This window comes from Bordetella genomosp. 4 (assembly GCF_002261185.1).
Classification (GTDB): Bacteria; Pseudomonadota; Gammaproteobacteria; order Burkholderiales; family Burkholderiaceae_B; genus Bordetella_A.
Genome location: NZ_NEVQ01000013.1, coordinates 660,879 through 678,042, shown reverse-complemented (window position 1 = coordinate 678,042; position 17,164 = coordinate 660,879). Strand labels below are relative to the sequence as shown.

Below are 17,164 nucleotides of genomic sequence, written 5' to 3'. Positions count from 1 at the left end.
CCTGCCGGGCGCGTGTGGGTGGCGCCGGCCCTATCGCAGCGGCTCGGCGCAACACCAGGCGCCGAGGTCCCCTGCGGGGACTGCCCGCCGCTCAACGGGCCAGCACCACCCACACGCGCCCGACAGGGACTTGCGATGAAGGCCGGCCACGGCTGCATGGCAGCGATGGGGCGATCGGAGGCGCGCACGGTGTGATCGCTACGGATCTAGGCGCGAATAGAGGGCGATGATGCGTCAGCTTGACGCTATCTGCATGCGAACGGATGTGCTGGCGGCTAGGACGCTTCTTGGTCCGGCACCCACGATGGCGCACGTTTTTCCAGAAAAGCAGAGATACCCTCCTGGCCGTCAGGCGATGAGCGTAGCGCGGCCAAGCGGGTCGCGGTGTTTTCCAGTATGGCGTCGTCGATGGGATGTTGAGAGACGTCATGAATCAAACGCTTGGATTCTTTCAGTGCGTTGGGCGACGCCAGCATGAGTTTGCCTAGTAATGCGTTGACGTGGGCGTCGAGTTCTTCGGGTTCGCAGATGTCGTGGACGAGGCCGATGCGCCAGGCTTCGGCGGCATCGAACGTCTCCGCTGTGAGAAACCAGCGGCTGGCGGCGCGAGGGCCGATGGCGCGCAGGACGTAGGGCGAGATCATGGCGGGGATGAGGCCGAGGCGGGTTTCGGTGAGGGCGAAACGGGTGTCGCGGCCGGCGATGGCGATGTCGCAGGCGGTGGCCAGGCCGAGGCCGCCAGCCATGCAGGCGCCGTGTACGCGTGCGATGGTGGGTTTGGGGCAGGTGTAGATGGTGTGCAGCAGTGTGGCGAGGGCCAGCGCGTCGGCGCGGTTGTCGGCTTCGCTGGCTTGGGCGCTATGGCGCATGGCGTTGAGGTCGGCGCCGGCGCAAAAGACTTTGCCGTGGCCCGCCAGGACGATGGCGCGTATTTCGCTGTCGTCGGCGAGCGTCATGAACGTCTCTGTCAACTCGGCAATGAGGCGCGAGTCCAGCGCGTTGCGCACCTCAGGGCGGGCCAGCCAGATGACGGCGGTTTGCGGACCATAGGCCACTTCCAGCGTTTGCAGCATGTGAGCGGATTCCTTTTACGGTTCAAAGCGGGCCACAATGATGCGGCATGTGCGGCAGGGTGTATCGGCCCCTCGATTTCAACGATACAACACTGTCGGCAACCAAAGCCCGATGCCCGGGAACATGTACAGCAAGAAAATCGCCACGACCTGGATTCCCATGAACGGCATCATGCCCAAGAATATCTGGTTCAAGGTGACGTGCGGCGGCGAGATGCCTTTTAGATAGAACGCAGACATGGCGACCGGCGGCGACAGGAATGCGGTTTGCAGGTTCAGCGCCACGAGCAGGCCAAAGAACAGCGGGTCGATCTGGAATGTGATCAACAGGGGCACAAAGATCGGCATGAAGATGACGATGATCTCTGTCCATTCCAATGGCCAGCCCAGCAAAAAGATAATGATCTGCGCCAGCAGCATGAACTCGATCGGCGTCAGGCCCAGCGACAGCACCCATTCTTCGATGATGCGCTGACCACCCAACAGCGCGAACGCGGCGGAAAAGATCGACGACCCTACAAACAGCCAGCACACCATGGCGCTGGTCTTTGCGGTCAGGTAGACCGATTCTTTCAGCACAGGCATGTTGAGCCGCCGATAGGCCAGTGCCAACAATGCGCCTCCCATGGCCCCCATCGCGGCGGCTTCGCTCGGCGTGGCGAGTCCGAACGTGATGGAGCCCAACACCGCCGCGATCATCAATGCCAAGGGGAAAAACGACCCCATCAGCATTTTGAAGATTTCCAATCGCGCCCACGTCAGCAGCACATAAAAGACTGCGAGGATGGCCAGGCAGATGCCGAAGAATATCCAATAGCCAGTGGGGGCAGGGACGCGTGCGGGGCCTGTGTCGGATGGAGCGGGCGCGGCGCCGGCTACGGCAGAGTTGGCAGCTGTATTCGGCGCTGCAGCAGCGCTGCCCGGCGGCTCACTCAATCCACCTTCCATTGGCGGTTCGCTCAGTCCTCCCTCAACAGGCGGTTCACTCAATCCTCCTGCCATCGGAGGCTCAGCGAGTCCACCAAAATCATCACCGCCGCTGCCCAGACGCAACTCATCGGGGATCTCATACACCGTCGGCGGTTGCGTCACCAGGTAATAGACCGACCCGGTCAGCACCACAAACGCCAGTAATGGCGTCAATGCCAACATCGTGTATCGAGACAGAAATCCAAACGATACGCTGGCGTTGCGGCGACCCTTGAACAGCGTTCCCAGCAGACCGTTGACCGCATGGGTATAGCCTTGGCGCGATAATGCGTCAGCGTCGGCAGGCAGGGCGATGCGCCGTTCTTCGGCTGTCAATGGCGGCGCCATGTCGGGCCGCAATTTGGCGACGAGCATGACGTACAGTACATACAGTCCGGCCAGCATCAGCCCCGGAAAAAACGCTCCGGCATACAACTGTACGACCGACACGCCTGTCGTCGCGCCATACACGATCAACATCACCGAGGGCGGCAGCAGAATGCCCAGACATCCCCCCGCAGTAATCGAACCGGCAGTCAATCGAACGCTATAGCCGGCCTTTAACATCGCCGGCATGGCCAGCAGGCCCATCAACGTGACCACCGCACCCACGATGCCTGTGGCCGTCGCGAATATCGCGCACGTTGCGAGCGTCGCCACGGCCAATGCGCCGGGCAGCCTGGCTAACGCCAGATGCATCGAACGAAACAGCTTTTCAATCAAGTTCGCGCGTTCGACGAGATAGCCCATGAACACAAACAGCGGCACCGAGATCAACGCATCGTTGGTCATCGTGGCGTAGGTCCGCTGCACCATCAGATCCAGGGTCTGATGAATCGAGCGCTGCGCATCCGGATTCTGCAGGTAGTACGCGAGAAAGGTGAACAACACCCCCATGCCCATCAACGTAAACGCCGTCGGAAAGCCCAACATGATGGCGACCACAATCAAGGCCAGCATCAATAATCCAAGGTGTCCTGTCGTCAGATCGTGCCATGGCGTCAAGAACCCTATCATCGCCAGCACAATGCCAATACACGTCAAACCAAACCACAGTGCTTTGTGAATTTTCATTTGTTGCGCTCCTGGTCATTCTCGGAGCGGCCTGATTTGCTGCGCGCTTCGTTTGTCACTGCGCGATCCCGTTCACCGTGTTGTTCATCAGTGACATAGCGATCCAGCTTCGCGATGTCTTCGTCTTTGACGTGCACCATTTTCTTGAGCTTGTCGACGTCGACTTCCTCTACGTCCTCTTCGCGTGAGGGCCAGGCACCATCGCGCAGACAGAGCAGACAACGTCCGATTTCCGCGAAGCCTTGCAACAACAGTACTGCGCCTGCAACAGGGATAAACGCCTTAAAGGGATAAATCGGTGGACCATTCGCCATCAACGACGAGTGCTCACGAATCGCAATCGACTCTCCTGCGTAATACCATCCCGCCCAGACCAACGCGACCACACCCGGAATAAAGAACGCGATATACAAAATCACGTCCAGCCCCGCCTGCACGCGCGGGGGCAAAAAGCCGTACAGAATATCGCCACGGACGTGACCGCTTTTCGCCAGCGTATACGCGCCCGCCATCATGAACAGCACGCCGTAATACATGAGCTGCAAATCAAAGGCCCAGGCACTCGGAGTGTTGAATATGTACCGGGCGGATACTTCCCAACATATATGCACCGTCAGCACGACGATCAGCCAGGCAAAGGCCTGCCCGACGAAAGTAGACAAGCGGTCCACCATGCGTATCAGCTTTAGCATAGGGCTTGATCCAGATCAGGAGAAAATAGGGCGGTCACAACGGCGCGGTTGGGCATGACGGCGGCATAGGAAGACACTGCATTGCGGCAACGGCATCGAGGCATTCTCGTCGAAACGCCATCGAGGCACCTGCATCGAATATCCTGAAGTCCCTATATCGACTCGACGCCAACCACACAGGCACGGCTTCGCACCCGCTCACAGCATCGGGCTAATGCCCAGCACAGCAAACGGGTACGAGGCCGTGGCGCAACATCAACCAATGGCCCTTCAAGCCGCAGGTTTACGCGCAAAATAATGGTTGAATGCCATCCGGAAATTCACCGAGACGTCGTTCTGCCAGCGTCCTGCCCGTTGTGCAAACTCGCGCTGTGATTCCAGCACCTTTTTGAACAAGGGGTTTTCCGCCGAGCGTTTTTCGATCATGGTGTCCCAGATTTTCAACTGCTCTTGCAGAATCGTATCGGGCGTTTTGTAGAACTTGACGTTGTGCTCTTTCTGCAGCTTGATATAGTCGGCCGAATAGCGGTTGGCCGCTTTCCACGACATATCGGCACTCGCCGCCTGCGCGGCATAGGCGAGGATATGCTTCAGATGCTTGGGCAGCGATTCGTATTTATTCTTGTTGAACAGGATCTCGAACTGCTCGGCGCTTTGGTGAAAGCTTTGCAGCATGCAGATCTTTGAGACATCCTGAAAGCCCAGGGCCAGATCGGACGACGCGTTGTTGAATTCCGCCCCATCCAACAGGCCGCGATCCAACGCCGGCACAATTTCGCCGCCGGGCAGGGCGTTCACCGCCGCGCCCATCGCGCTATACATATCGATCGCGAGACCCACCGTGCGGAACTTCAGCCCTTTGACGTCCTCGTATTTCGTAATCGGTTTCTTGAACCAGCCAAACGGTTGTGTCGGCATCGGCCCGTACATCAGCGACACGACATTGACGCCCATCGCCTTCTGGATTTCCACCAGCAGCTCTTTGCCGCCGCCATATTCGTGCCACGCCAGCAGCATATTGGCGTCCATGCCAAACGAAGGACCCGAGCCCCACAGCGCCACCGCCGTATTCTTGCCATACCAATAGGCCACCACGCCATGGCCGCCATCCAGCGTGCCGGCGGACACCGCATCCAGCAGGTCAAAGGCCTTGACCACCGCACCGGCGGGCAGCACCTCGATCTTTAGCTGACCCTCGGCCATATCATTGACCTTGCGGGCGTAGTCCTGTGCAAACTCGTGAAAAATATCGTTGGCCGGCCACGTGCTCTGAAATCGCAGCGAAATCGGTGAACCCTGGGCACGAGTGACAGCCGGAAACCCTAGCGCCGCGGACCCTGCGATAGTGGTGGCGCCGGCAATGAAACGGCGGCGAGATGACGCGTTGTTTAGCATGGCTTGTTGTCTCCTGAGTGAACTGCATGAACCAGCGTGTTATGAAACAGCTTTAAAGGTGCAGCAAGAACAAAGCGCAATGCATGAGACTGGACGGCGCAGCCACCGACCGATCAGATTGAGAACCGGGTCGTACTACGACTTACCGCTACTGGATTAAACCTTGCTGAAAGAATCCTGACAATTAGTTGATATGTGGGGATAACCCGCATCAAGCCTGCGCAGTATGCAGGGCCTGATCCAATACCGCAGCGGATTGCACCACGGGCGCCGCGTGTTTCTCGATGGCCGTGGCGCGCATCGCATTGAGCCTGGCGCGGTCGTTCACGAGCTCGTGAATCGTCTCCACCCACAAGTCCGGGTCATTTTTTAACAACAACCCGTCTTCCCCGTGAGCGATCGCATCCACATAGGGACTCGGCGTCGAGTAGATTCCCACCGCGCCGCAGCGCGCAATGTCGTAGATCTTGCTATGCGAACGTCCCCCATTGAAAGGCGAGGGCAGGATCGGCGCCAGCCCAATATGGCCATGCAAAGTATGGCAATGGCTGATGTAGTTATGCCAGGACAGCGGATGCAAAATCCGGGTACGAGGTAAATGGCGGAATTTCTGATTGATCGTGTGATTGCCGATTAACTCGAAATGCAGGTCCGGGCATTTTTTCAGCAGCGCCTCAATAATCGGGAACAGCCATTCCATCTCGGCATGATGTGTCGCCGAGCCGTGATAAAACATTTGAATAGGGTCGCGTTCGCGCAGCGGACGCAGCATGCTCGGGCCATATGCATCGCCTATCAGCGGGCGAGGGGAAATCACCTGCGCCGTTTTAAATGAATATCGCTGACGCAGTTCCTCAGTAGAAAACCAATATTCCGACGACAGCGCCAGGATATCCGGAATAAATGCCGCGCAATACTTATTCAGTTTTTTAACATAAGCTCGCGGCAAACCCACCCAATGTTTCGGACGAAGTAAATCATCGTCCATAAAATAGGCCACTTGGCTAAGCTGGCTGCGGTGCGTGCGCAGCGCCGACACCCATCGCGAATTTAAATACCGGACGATCACGACCCCCGTTCCAGGCGCCAGATCGCCGAAATGCGGCAAGTCTTTGTCTATGTTTTTATACGAGACCGGCAGCCCGGATTCTTGCAAACGTGGGCGAATGTAATAATCAGTAGAGGGGTTGTCACTTTGTTGCAATACCAGCCATTGGCGTAGCGTATTCTGCGGCCAATGCGTTTGGCCGCCGCGCAAACGCCTCAAGCGAGAAAGTATTCTGGATAATGGCAACGTTCTAGTGAACAGCGGCAAAGGTTTATACTAGCGAGCTTGTAATAGTACATTACACGCATGCAAAACGCCTTTGCCTCGGCCGGGTTTTAAGAAACATTTGAGAAATGACAATACTTGTTACGGGCGGTGCAGGCTTTATTGGCGGTAACTTTGTTCTAGATTGGCTGGCGCAATCTGATGAGCCTGTTATCAACCTGGACAAGCTGACCTACGCAGGTAACTGCGACACCCTCGCATCGCTGCAAGGCGATGCGCGCCATCTCTTTGTGCGAGGCGATATCGCGGACCGCACCTGCGTCGACCGACTGCTGGCTCAGCACACCCCGCGCGCGGTCATCAACTTTGCTGCCGAGTCCCATGTGGACCGTTCCATCGATGGCCCTGCGCCGTTCATCCAGACCAACATCATTGGCGTATTCACCCTGCTAGAAGCCGTGCGCGCCTATCACGGATCGCTGCCGAGCGCGCAGCAAGACGAATTCCGTTTGCTGCACGTCTCCACCGACGAGGTCTATGGCTCGCTGGCCCCGTCCGATGCGCCGTTCACCGAGACGCATGCATATCAGCCCAACAGCCCGTATTCCGCCTCAAAGGCCGCGTCCGATCACCTGATCCGCGCCTGGCACCACACCTACGGGCTGCCGGTGGTGACCACAAATTGCTCGAACAATTACGGTCCCTACCAGTTTCCGGAAAAACTGATCCCGCTCGTCATCCTGAACGCTCTGGACGGCAAACCCCTGCCCATCTATGGCGATGGCCAGCAGGTGCGCGATTGGCTGTACGTCAAAGACCATTGCAGCGCCTTGCGGCGCGTCCTGCAGGCGGGCAGACCCGGCCAGACCTATAACATTGGCGGCGCCAGCGAGCGTGCCAACCTCGATGTCGTTCACACTATCTGTACCTTGCTAGACGAATTGCGACCGCGCGCAGACGGCCGATCCTACGCACGGCAAATCACCCACGTCACCGACCGGCCGGGGCACGATCGGCGCTACGCCATCGACGCCAACAAAATCGCACAGGAACTCGGATGGACTCCGTCCGAGACCTTTGCATCCGGCTTGCGCCAGACCGTCACGTGGTATCTGGATCACCCCGACTGGGTAGAGGGGGTCGTCAGCGGCGCCTACCGTGAATGGATTGCGCAGCACTACGGCCCGGCGGGAGCAAACGTTTGAAGATTCTGATCATTGGTAAAAACGGCCAGGTTGGTCATGCCCTGCAAGGCAGCCTGGCCCCGCTGGGCGAACTCGTCGCGGTAGATCGCCAGGACTGCGATCTGGCCAAGCCGGCCACCATCCAGGCCACGCTCGAGGCGCACCGGCCCGACATCATCGTCAACGCCGCCGCCTACACCGCCGTCGATCGCGCCGAGGCCGAGCCCGAGCTCGCCATGCAGATCAACGGCACCGGCCCAGAACTATTGGCCAAAGCAGCCAGCGCGTCGGGCGCGCTGCTCGTGCACTACTCGACCGACTACGTCTTTAACGGGCACAAACCCGCGGCCTATGTCGAATCCGACGAGGTTGCCCCGCAGTCCAGCTACGGCCGCAGCAAACTCGCGGGCGAGCAGGGCATCGTCCGGCATCTGCCGCAACACCTGATCCTGCGTACCAGCTGGGTACACAGCGAACATGGCGGCAATTTCATCAAGACCATTCTGCGCATTGCCCAGAACCAGGAACAGTTGAACATCGTTGCCGACCAGGTTGGCGCACCCACCAGCGCAGCGCTGATTGCCGACATCACGGCGCAGCTCATCGCCCGCTATCAGCAGAGCATAAAGACGAACACCGCTGGCGAATTTCCCTACGGTTGCTATCACCTGACGGCGGCGGGGCATACCTCGTGGTACGAATATGCCCGCCTGTTGGTGCGATTGGCACGAGAGGCCGGCATGGCGCTGCAGGCGTCGCCCGATACCATTCAGCCGATTCCAGCCTCGTCCTACACGTCCCCTGCACCCAGACCTGCCAATTGTTGTCTGGATACCTCTAAACTACGTCAAACGTTTGATGTATCTCTGCCGAACTGGGAAGACGGCGTTCAACAAACGATTGCGCAATTAGCGCGCCGATAAGATACGCAAGGATCACACTCAATGAAGAGGCGCAAGGGCATTATTCTGGCGGGAGGCTCGGGTACACGTTTGTACCCGGCCACATTGGCCGTCTCAAAACAACTATTGCCCGTCTACGACAAACCGATGATCTACTATCCGCTCAGCGTGCTGATGCTGGCGGGTATTCAGGACATCCTGGTGATTTCCACCCCGCAGGACATGCCGCGGTTTGAACAGCTGCTGGGTGACGGCAGCCAATGGGGCCTGAACCTGCAGTACGCCATTCAGCCCAATCCCGAGGGACTGGCCCAGGCCTTTCTCATCGGCGACACCTTTCTGGATGGCGCGCCCTCTGCACTGGTGCTGGGCGACAACATCTTTTACGGCCACGACTTTTCCAAGCTGCTGCACGATGCCGCAGCCCAGGAAAGCGGGGCCACCATCTTTGCCTATCACGTCCATGACCCGCAGCGCTACGGCGTCGTCGAGTTCGACAAACACGGCAAGGCCCAGAGCCTGGAAGAAAAACCCCTGCGGCCGCGTTCGCACTACGCCGTCACCGGGTTGTACTTCTATGACCATCAGGCGCCCGAGATCGCCAAAACCATCAAGCCCTCCATACGCGGCGAACTCGAAATCACCGACCTGAATCGCGCCTACCTGCAGCAAGACAAGCTCGACGTCGTCACCATGGGACGCGGCTATGCATGGCTGGACACCGGCACGCATCAGTCCATGCTAGAGGCCAGCCAGTTCATCGCCACCATCGAGGCCCGCCAAGGCCTGAAGGTCGCGTGTCCCGAGGAAATCGCCTATCGCCTGGGCTATATCAACGCGGAACAACTGGTACACCTGGCCGAGCCGTTGAGGAAAAATGGCTACGGGGAATACTTGATGAACATCGTGACCGAAATCTGAGCCCAGCCCCATGAACGTCATTCGCACCGCGATCCCCGAGGTATGCGTCTTTGAACCTCGCGTGTTCGACGATGAGCGCGGCTTTTTCTTTGAAAGCTTCAACCAACAGAGCTTCGAGGACGCCATCGGGCGGTCCGTCACGTTCGTCCAGGACAACCATTCCCATTCCGTGCGCGGCGTGTTGCGCGGCTTGCACTACCAACTGAACCCGCATGCACAGGGCAAGCTGTTGCGCGTGCTCTCGGGCGAAATCTACGACGTCGCGATCGACCTGCGGCGTGGTTCGCCCACCCTGGGGCAATGGGTAGGGGAAATCCTGTCCTCGGCAAACCGCCGCCAGCTATGGATCCCCGAGGGCTTCGCGCATGGCTTTCTCGTCCTGTCCGATTCCGCCGACGTGTCATACAAGACGACCGACTACTGGGACAAAAGCTCAGAGCGCGCCATCGTCTGGAACGACCCCCAGCTCAAAATCGACTGGCCTGCGAGTCCACAACTGATCCTGTCCGCCAAGGACCTGCAAGCCGGCACCTTTGCGCAGGCAGACCTGTTTGAATACTGATCCGCGCCGATGACGCAGCCACGCCTCATCATCTGCTCGGCCGGCGTACGCCGCAACGCGACGCTCGCTGCCTTGCTGGACGATTTCGACCTGGTCTATCCAAAACCCTCGCGGCCGCAGCCCGGCGATAGCGTGCTGGCCTGGGGGCAGCGTCCCAGCGCACAACGCGCGCAGCGCTATGCCGAAAAACATGGCCTGAACGTGTGGCATATCGAAGACGGCTTTCTGCGGTCAGTCGGCCTGGGTTTCACGGACCCGCCCTTATCCGTGGTCATGGATGACCAAGGCCTTTACCTGGATGCTGGCAGCCCGACCCGATTAGAGACCCTGATCAAACGTCCCCTGGACCCGGTGCAGCAACAGCGTGCCCTGGCATTGATGGCGGCCTGGCGCCAGGGCAGGGTATCCAAATACAACCACACCCGTGACGCCCATGCGCCGCTACCCGCAGGGTACGTGCTGGTTGTCGACCAGACCTTTGGCGACGCCTCCGTCACCGCAGGCGGCGCCAGCCCCGGGGATTTTCCGCGCATGCTGGAGGCCGCCTTGGCCGAGCATCCTGAGCGGACCATCGTCCTGAAAGTCCATCCCGACGTCGTGTCCGGCCGTAAACGCGGCTATTTCGACGTCCAGCAGGTACGCGCCATGCCGCGCGTCGTGCTGATGGACCAGGACGTGCATCCGGCAGGCCTGTTGGCCGACGCCCATGCCGTCTATACCGTGACATCCCAATTGGGTTTCGAGGCCTTGTTATGGGGCAAGCCCGTCCGCGTATTCGGCATGCCGTTCTACGCAGGCTGGGGCCTGACCCATGACGAGCAGCTTGCGCCCGAGAGGCGGCGCCAGGCAGTCTCCCTGGCACAACTGACTCACGCTGCCTTGATTGACTATTGCCGTTACGTCGACCCCGAAACGGGCCGCCGCTGCGAGGTCGAGACGGTCCTCGCCTGGATTGCTCTGCAGCGCCGCATGCGCCAGCGCTTTCCCGAGCACATCACCGCAGTCGGGTTTTCCGGCTGGAAACATGGTTTTGTCCGAGATTTCTTTGACGGCAGCCGTATCCATTTCAGCTGGTTTGCCAAACGCGCGAGCCAACACACCAGCGTCGCCAGCTGGGGCCGCAAACTCGATGCGGCTCTCGCCAGCCGTCCGCCGGAAAAACCCGTCATCCGCGTGGAGGACGGTTTCCTGCGTTCCGTGGGGTTGGGTGCAGACCTGATCCGCCCCGTATCCTGGGTGCAGGACGACGTAGGCATCTACTACGACGCCACCCGCGCCTCGAGGTTAGAGCGGATTCTGTCTGAAACCGACTTTCCCGAGCCCCTACTGGCTCGTGCGGCGGCATTGCGCGAGACCATCTGCGCGTCCGGCATCACCAAATACAACCTGTCGGGGCAAACCGCATGGTCGCGCCCGGCACAGGCACAGCGTGTACTCCTGGTCGTGGGCCAGGTCGAAACCGACGCCTCGATCCGCTATGGCGCCAGCACCGTTCGGCGCAACATGGATCTGCTGCGCGCTGTACGAGAGGCCTATCCGGACGACTACGTCTTATATAAGCCACATCCCGATGTCATGGCCGGTTTGCGTTCCTCCGGCCAAGGCGAGGGCGGTGCACTCCAATGGTGCGACGAAATCATCGGCAACGTTTCACTGGAACAGCTATTCCCCCTGGTGGATGAGGTTCATGTCCTGACGTCCCTGGCCGGTTTCGAGGCGCTGCTGCGCCACAAACCGGTTGTGACCTACGGCCAGCCGTTCTACGCAGGATGGGGATTGACCGAAGATAGGGCATTGATCGACGACGTAAAGCGCAGACGGGGCCGATCGTTGGCACTGGACGAATTGGTGGCGGGCACGCTGATCCTGTATCCCACCTACGTCAGCCGGATCACCCGTCGATTCGCCACCCCAGAGCGTGTGTTGCAAGAATTAATTGATTGGCGGCGAATGCCCCACCACAGTGCCCGTTGGCGTCATTGGATTGCCAAAATATTTCGAGAGAAATGATGCGCAATCTTGCAGGGAAGGTGCTCTAATCGACACAGTGCCGGAGAGTGGTATGACTCCGTTACACAACTGATAGATTGTTTCGTAGTGTGGCACTTCAAACCGTCAAAATGCTCAGTTAGTTTCCTGTAGTCATGTTTGCCTTTCCTTGCAGTTTCGCCTGTTAACTTCCTTCATACTCGCGTTTTCTCCGTAGGTCGCTATGAAACCAATCCGTAAAGCAGTATTTCCCGTCGCGGGTCTCGGCACTCGTTTTTTGCCGGCCACCAAAGCGATGCCCAAAGAGATGCTTCCCGTGGTGGACAAGCCTCTCATCCAATACGCGGCAGAAGAGGCCGTCGCAGCTGGCATTACCGAGTTGATTTTCGTAACTGGACGTAACAAACGTGCAATTGAGGATCATTTCGATACGATGCCCGAGCTCGAGGCCGAGCTGGAAGCGAAAAACAAGCAACAGCAGCTGCAGGCGATTCGCAGCATCCTGCCGGCGCATGTGAACTGCGTTTATATCCGTCAGCCGGCTCCGCTGGGATTGGGACATGCGGTGTTGTGCGCTGCGCCGGTGGTGGGCAATGAGCCGTTTGCTGTGTTGTTGGCGGATGACTTGATTGATGCTGAAGTCCCTGTGACGCGGCAGTTGGTGCAGGTCGCTCATTCGTGCGAGGGCAGCGTGCTGGGGATTCAGAACGTTGAGCGTCATGAGACGAATAAGTACGGGATTATTTCTGGCAATCAGTTGGACGGCGAAACGTGGCGTCTGGACTCGATGGTGGAGAAGCCTGATCCTGCGCAGGCTCCGTCGACTCAGGCCGTCGTAGGCCGTTATGTGTTGGAGCCGGAAATTTTTGAATACTTGCGTCAAACGGGGCAGGGTGCTGGTGGCGAAATTCAGTTGACCGATGGCATCGCTGCAATGCTGCGAGACCGTTCGGTTTTTGGTTATCAATACGCAGGTACTCGTTACGATTGCGGCAATAAGCAGGGTTTCTTTTCCGCTACCGTGGCTTTAGGCCGGAAATATCACGGCTTTACCACCGAATAAGTGCGACTACGCCCGATCACGGCGTCAACAGCCATTTTGATCATCATCCTATGAAGTTTGCTGTGGGTGCGATCTTCAAAAACGAAGACGCATATGTATTGGAGTGGCTGGCGTTCCACAAGATCGTCGGGTTTAGTCAGTTTTTGATTGCCGATAATGGCAGCACGGATTTGACTCGACAGATACTGTCGATCTTGCAGAAGCACGAGCCTATTGCGCTGGTAGATTATCCGGATCAACCGGATGTTCGGCCGCAGTTGGGTGCGTATAACCTGCTGACGAAGATGTGTCCGGCGGATATTGATGCGATTGCGTTTATTGATGCGGATGAGTTTGTGACACCGATGGGCGGCGCGACTTCGGTCGTGCCGAAGTTGACTGAGCTGTTTTCCGATCCCGGAGTGGGCGGAGTGGCGCTGAACTGGGCTTGTTTTGGTTCTGGCGGCCAGCGCTTTTGGGAAGAGGGGCTTGTTATTGAGCGCTTCTTGCGACGATCACTGGCGAAGTTTCCCGTGAATCAGCATTACAAGGCGGTGGTCAGGCCGGCAAACGTTGGTCATTGGGCAACACCGCATCATGCTATGTTGAAAAGCGGCCGATATGTCGATGTTCTGGGAAATAGCCTAGTCTGTCGGGATGGTCGGCAGGACAGCTTAAGCAAGTCGGTTATCTGGTCGAATATTCGCATCAACCACTATGTCGTGAAATCGTTTGAAGAATTTGTGTTGCGTAAAAGCCCCAAGGGCAGCGCTACTAAAGCCGGACGTATTAAGCATCGGAAGTACTTCGAACTGCACGATAAAAACAACGAGCAGTGCGACGATATGTTGATTTTTGTACCCGCCGTCAAAGAAGAAGTCGCTCGTTTAGAGGCCCTGGTCGCCCCCGAGCTCGAAGCGCGGGGTTCGGCTTGGCGACAGTGGTTATATAGCTTGAAATCAGGCTTACAACGGGGCTAAGTGGGCAATGTTTTCGGAGAACACTGTTTTCACGCAGCAGGCCCCAAATACTTGGCTGACTCCAGCTAGGCAGGGAGATGGAGCATCTCTCGGTGGCGTCTACTTGATCAAAGGTAGGGTGACTGGGCATGATCGTGCCTATAGCGCTGTACTGAAGCTCAGTTTAATGAACGGGCAAATGGTAGACGTTGATGTTCTGGTGACCCGACGTGGTCAGATACAAGAGATGGTCAAAGTGCCGGCCGGAATCCAAGCTCTGAGGGTCAATCCTTCATCCGACTTAACGACACCGGGTAATATCTCTCTGTCACTACGGCGTTTGTCCTGGCTCGAGTATCGTTTTCGCCAACTTCGGCGGATACTGCCCGTGTTTTTCCGGCAGCCGAAGCAACGTCGGGCCCGAGCTGGCTTAGAGTTACACACAGTATTTACCAATCTGAGTCACGCATATGCTGTGTCTTGCCGGTTTAGGGCTAATGCGTATATGCGCAGCTATGCGGACTGGCACGCTGAGTTTTATAGCGTGTCCCCGGATGACCGTCATTTAATACTCAAGCATTTACGCGAATGGGGGCAGTTTCCTCATTTTCAGGTCGTCATCCTGACGAATAGGGATGGCGCTGCGGGCTCGTCAGCCGACCAGACTCTGGATAAACAGCTTTACCCGTATTTCTCGCGGATCCACTTACCCTACGACGGTTGGGTTCAGGCTTTGACAGAGTTGTCCCAAGTCACTGCGCAACACGTGGTGGGAGGGGAAGGGGCTACGAAAAGTGCTTCCTGGACAATCATCTTACGGCACGATTCGCAATTATCCGAGGTTGCTTTGTATTGGCTTGCGCATAGTATTGTGAAGGCTAGCCAGCTAGGGGTGATTTACGCAGATCACGACAGCATCGATGTTGACAATCGCTTGTCGCAGCCGGTTTTTAAGCCGGATTGGTCACCGGAGTTACTTCGCGCAACTAACTATATCGGTGAGGCGTTTGCATGGCGTTCTAGGCCGCTATCGCCTATTTGGGACGTTGCACAGGCCGCCACTTATAGCACGGCGGGCGCATTGCATAGCTTACTATTGGCCTTAACAGCTGATACGCCTCGCGTCGAACATATACTGGCGCCAATTTGGCACTTAAATAAGGAAGGTCAATGTAATGCAATCAGTGCCAGGACGGAAACCCGCGACGTTGTCGCGGCTCATTTGCAGCGGCAAGGCCTGAGCGCGTCGGTGGAGGCTACCGGCACAGGGCGTTGTCATGTCCGTTATACCTTGCCGGAGCCGCGCCCCTTGGTCACCATCGTGATTCCCACACGCGACGGTTTGGCTCATTTGCGTTGCTGTATCGACAGCCTCTTGCAAAAAACTTTGTATCCCGCGTACGAGATCATCGTTATGGATAATCAGAGCGTTGAACCTGCAACGCTGGCGTATCTGAGGGCACTTACGATCAGATCAAACATTCGCGTTCTGCGATTTGACGAGCCATTTAATTACTCACGAATAAACAATCATGCTGTAGAACAGGCGCGCGGCGAGATTGTTTGTTTGTTGAACAACGATACGGAGGTTATTTCACCTGATTGGCTCGACGAAATGGTCAGTTTACTGATGCAGGACGGAGTAGGCGCGGTTGGCGCGAAACTATTATATGGAGACGATACCGTTCAGCACGGTGGCGATACGGTCGGGCCGGGTGGATGCGCAAACCATTTACATACGGGTATAGGCAGGGACGAGCCGGGCTACTGTGGGCGCGCCCTAGTCTCACAGGAATTATCTGCTGTGACGGCTGCGTGCTTATTGACGCACAAGTCACTGTATCAGTCCCTGGGTGGTTTGAACGAGGTTCATCTCACTGTCGCCTTCAATGACGTAGACTTCTGTTTAAGAGTGCGAGACAAAGGGTTCAGGGTGGTATGGACCCCACACGCATTGCTATACCATCATGAGTCGATCACCCGGGGTAAGGATACCAGCCCGGCGCAGGTCTTGCGCGCTCGGATGGAGGTTGAGTATATGCGTATGCGTTGGGCTCATTTGATGCATCACGACCCATTTTATAACCCGAATCTAAACTATCAACATCCTGATTTCAGTTTGAGCGGCACGCCTCATGTGGCGCTGCCTTGGAGATAGAAAGAAGGGCGCCAGCGAGGAGTAGTTCATTGCTTACCTTGCAGTCTGCAACATTCCCTCAGCGTACTTGTATGTTTTTATAGGTATACTGCGATGCAACATGGATCTACTAGAGTTTCTTCCTTATGACTCCACGTACTTCGTTCCAAATTACCCGTGCCGTAGTATTCGCGCTGTTGTTGCGCGAAATGCGCACGCGCTTTGGTCAGCGGCGGATGGGGGCATTTTGGATGTTGGCTGAACCGATTGTCCAGCTAATAGTCATGGTCGTCGTAATGGGAATAATCCGTGGTCGTGGGCCTACTCAAGGTATCCCATTTCCCGTCTTTTTGTTAACAGGTGTTGCGCCCTTTGTTATGTTCAGAGGGGTCGCGATGCTTATTATGGAAGGCCTGTCAGCCAACCGAGGGCTATTTTCGTACAAGCAAGTAACTCCAATGGATACTTTTGTGGCGAGAACGATAATGCAATGTTGTATTGCTAGTATCTCGTACATGTTTGTCTTAGCTACCTTTGCATGGTATGGCTATGATGTGAGTATTCGCAGCCCTTTAGAATGGCTCGGGTTATTGCTTCTGGGGATCGCGATGTCTTTCGGCCTGGGAATGGTGCTTGCTGTAATAGCGGATGCAATTCCCGAAATACGCACCTTTATTCGTTTCTTCTTTATGGTGCTCTATTTTTCTTCCGGTGCGATATTCCCGGTTTCTCATTTTCCTAGCTATATACTCCCCTACCTGGCTTGGAACCCATTCCTACACATGACGGAATTAATACGAAAGGCTGTATTTCCGTTTTATAGAGCGCTTGAATTAGTGTCGCTTCCTTATGTGTTGATTTGCATGGCACTGCTTCTTTGCGTTGGTCTGGGGCTTTTTAGAATAAGGCGCTCCAGGATGTTGGCGATCAAGGGAATCGTCTAGTCGATGTTTACCTTAGAGAACATTACGAAATCGTATCTCACTGCAAGT

Annotated in this window: 13 protein-coding genes and 1 pseudogene; 9 read left to right on the top strand and 5 right to left on the bottom strand. The window is 57.0% G+C overall.

Annotated elements, in window-relative coordinates; genetic code table 11:
• Positions 1 to 275: 275 nt before the first annotated feature.
• From CAL20_RS13350 to CAL20_RS13330, 5 genes and pseudogenes are all read right to left on the bottom strand, one after another.
• Positions 276 to 1,073, bottom strand: a complete 798-nt coding sequence (locus tag CAL20_RS13350) for an enoyl-CoA hydratase/isomerase family protein (RefSeq protein WP_094838107.1) — start codon at positions 1,071 to 1,073, stop codon at positions 276 to 278.
• Between the two features lie 78 nt (positions 1,074 to 1,151).
• A complete protein-coding gene (locus tag CAL20_RS13345) occupies positions 1,152 to 3,116 on the bottom strand; it encodes a TRAP transporter large permease (protein WP_094838106.1) in 1,965 nt (654 codons plus the stop codon).
• Positions 3,117 to 3,178: 62 nt separating this feature from the next.
• Positions 3,179 to 3,808 (bottom strand): annotated as a pseudogene (locus tag CAL20_RS13340) (TRAP transporter small permease subunit); the annotation flags it as partial.
• A 270-nt stretch (positions 3,809 to 4,078) separates the two neighbouring features.
• A complete protein-coding gene (locus tag CAL20_RS13335; protein WP_094838105.1) occupies positions 4,079 to 5,203 on the bottom strand; it encodes a TRAP transporter substrate-binding protein in 1,125 nt (374 codons plus the stop codon).
• 211 nt (positions 5,204 to 5,414) lie between these two features.
• Entirely contained in the window at positions 5,415 to 6,518 is a 1,104-nt protein-coding gene (locus CAL20_RS13330) for a glycosyltransferase family 4 protein (RefSeq protein WP_143277069.1), read from the bottom strand.
• Positions 6,519 to 6,604: 86 nt separating this feature from the next.
• Here CAL20_RS13330 and rfbB point away from each other — a divergent pair, with 86 nt between their 5' ends.
• From rfbB to CAL20_RS13285, 9 genes are all read left to right on the top strand, one after another.
• The gene (gene rfbB / locus CAL20_RS13325; RefSeq protein ID WP_094838103.1) at positions 6,605 to 7,681 is read left to right on the top strand and encodes a dTDP-glucose 4,6-dehydratase; all 1,077 of its coding nucleotides are present in this window, start codon (positions 6,605 to 6,607) and stop codon (positions 7,679 to 7,681) included.
• Positions 7,639 to 8,583 (top strand): dTDP-4-dehydrorhamnose reductase, encoded by a 945-nt coding sequence (gene rfbD / locus CAL20_RS13320; protein WP_094838102.1) that lies wholly within the window; start codon positions 7,639 to 7,641, stop codon positions 8,581 to 8,583. The genes rfbB and rfbD overlap by 43 nt, the downstream gene beginning before the upstream one ends.
• Positions 8,584 to 8,604: 21 nt before the next feature.
• Positions 8,605 to 9,483, top strand: coding sequence for a glucose-1-phosphate thymidylyltransferase RfbA (gene rfbA / locus CAL20_RS13315; RefSeq protein ID WP_094838101.1), 879 nt, complete (start codon positions 8,605 to 8,607; stop codon positions 9,481 to 9,483).
• Between the two features lie 10 nt (positions 9,484 to 9,493).
• Positions 9,494 to 10,045, top strand: a complete 552-nt coding sequence (gene rfbC, locus CAL20_RS13310) for a dTDP-4-dehydrorhamnose 3,5-epimerase (RefSeq protein WP_094838100.1) — start codon at positions 9,494 to 9,496, stop codon at positions 10,043 to 10,045.
• Positions 10,046 to 10,054: 9 nt separating this feature from the next.
• On the top strand, positions 10,055 to 12,055 hold the full coding sequence (locus CAL20_RS13305; RefSeq protein WP_094838099.1) for a capsular polysaccharide biosynthesis protein: 2,001 nt from the start codon (positions 10,055 to 10,057) through the stop codon (positions 12,053 to 12,055).
• A 202-nt stretch (positions 12,056 to 12,257) separates the two neighbouring features.
• Entirely contained in the window at positions 12,258 to 13,097 is an 840-nt protein-coding gene (gene galU / locus CAL20_RS13300) for a UTP--glucose-1-phosphate uridylyltransferase GalU (protein WP_094838098.1), read from the top strand.
• A 50-nt stretch (positions 13,098 to 13,147) separates the two neighbouring features.
• Positions 13,148 to 14,056, top strand: a complete 909-nt coding sequence (locus CAL20_RS13295) for a glycosyltransferase family 2 protein (protein WP_094838097.1) — start codon at positions 13,148 to 13,150, stop codon at positions 14,054 to 14,056.
• A 484-nt stretch (positions 14,057 to 14,540) separates the two neighbouring features.
• Positions 14,541 to 16,193, top strand: a complete 1,653-nt coding sequence (locus CAL20_RS13290; protein WP_256981476.1) for a glycosyltransferase family 2 protein — start codon at positions 14,541 to 14,543, stop codon at positions 16,191 to 16,193.
• Between the two features lie 125 nt (positions 16,194 to 16,318).
• Positions 16,319 to 17,116 carry an ABC transporter permease gene (locus CAL20_RS13285; protein WP_094838096.1) on the top strand — a complete coding sequence of 266 codons (798 nt, stop codon included), beginning with the start codon at positions 16,319 to 16,321 and terminating at the stop codon, positions 17,114 to 17,116.
• The last annotated feature ends 48 nt before the right edge of the window (positions 17,117 to 17,164 follow it).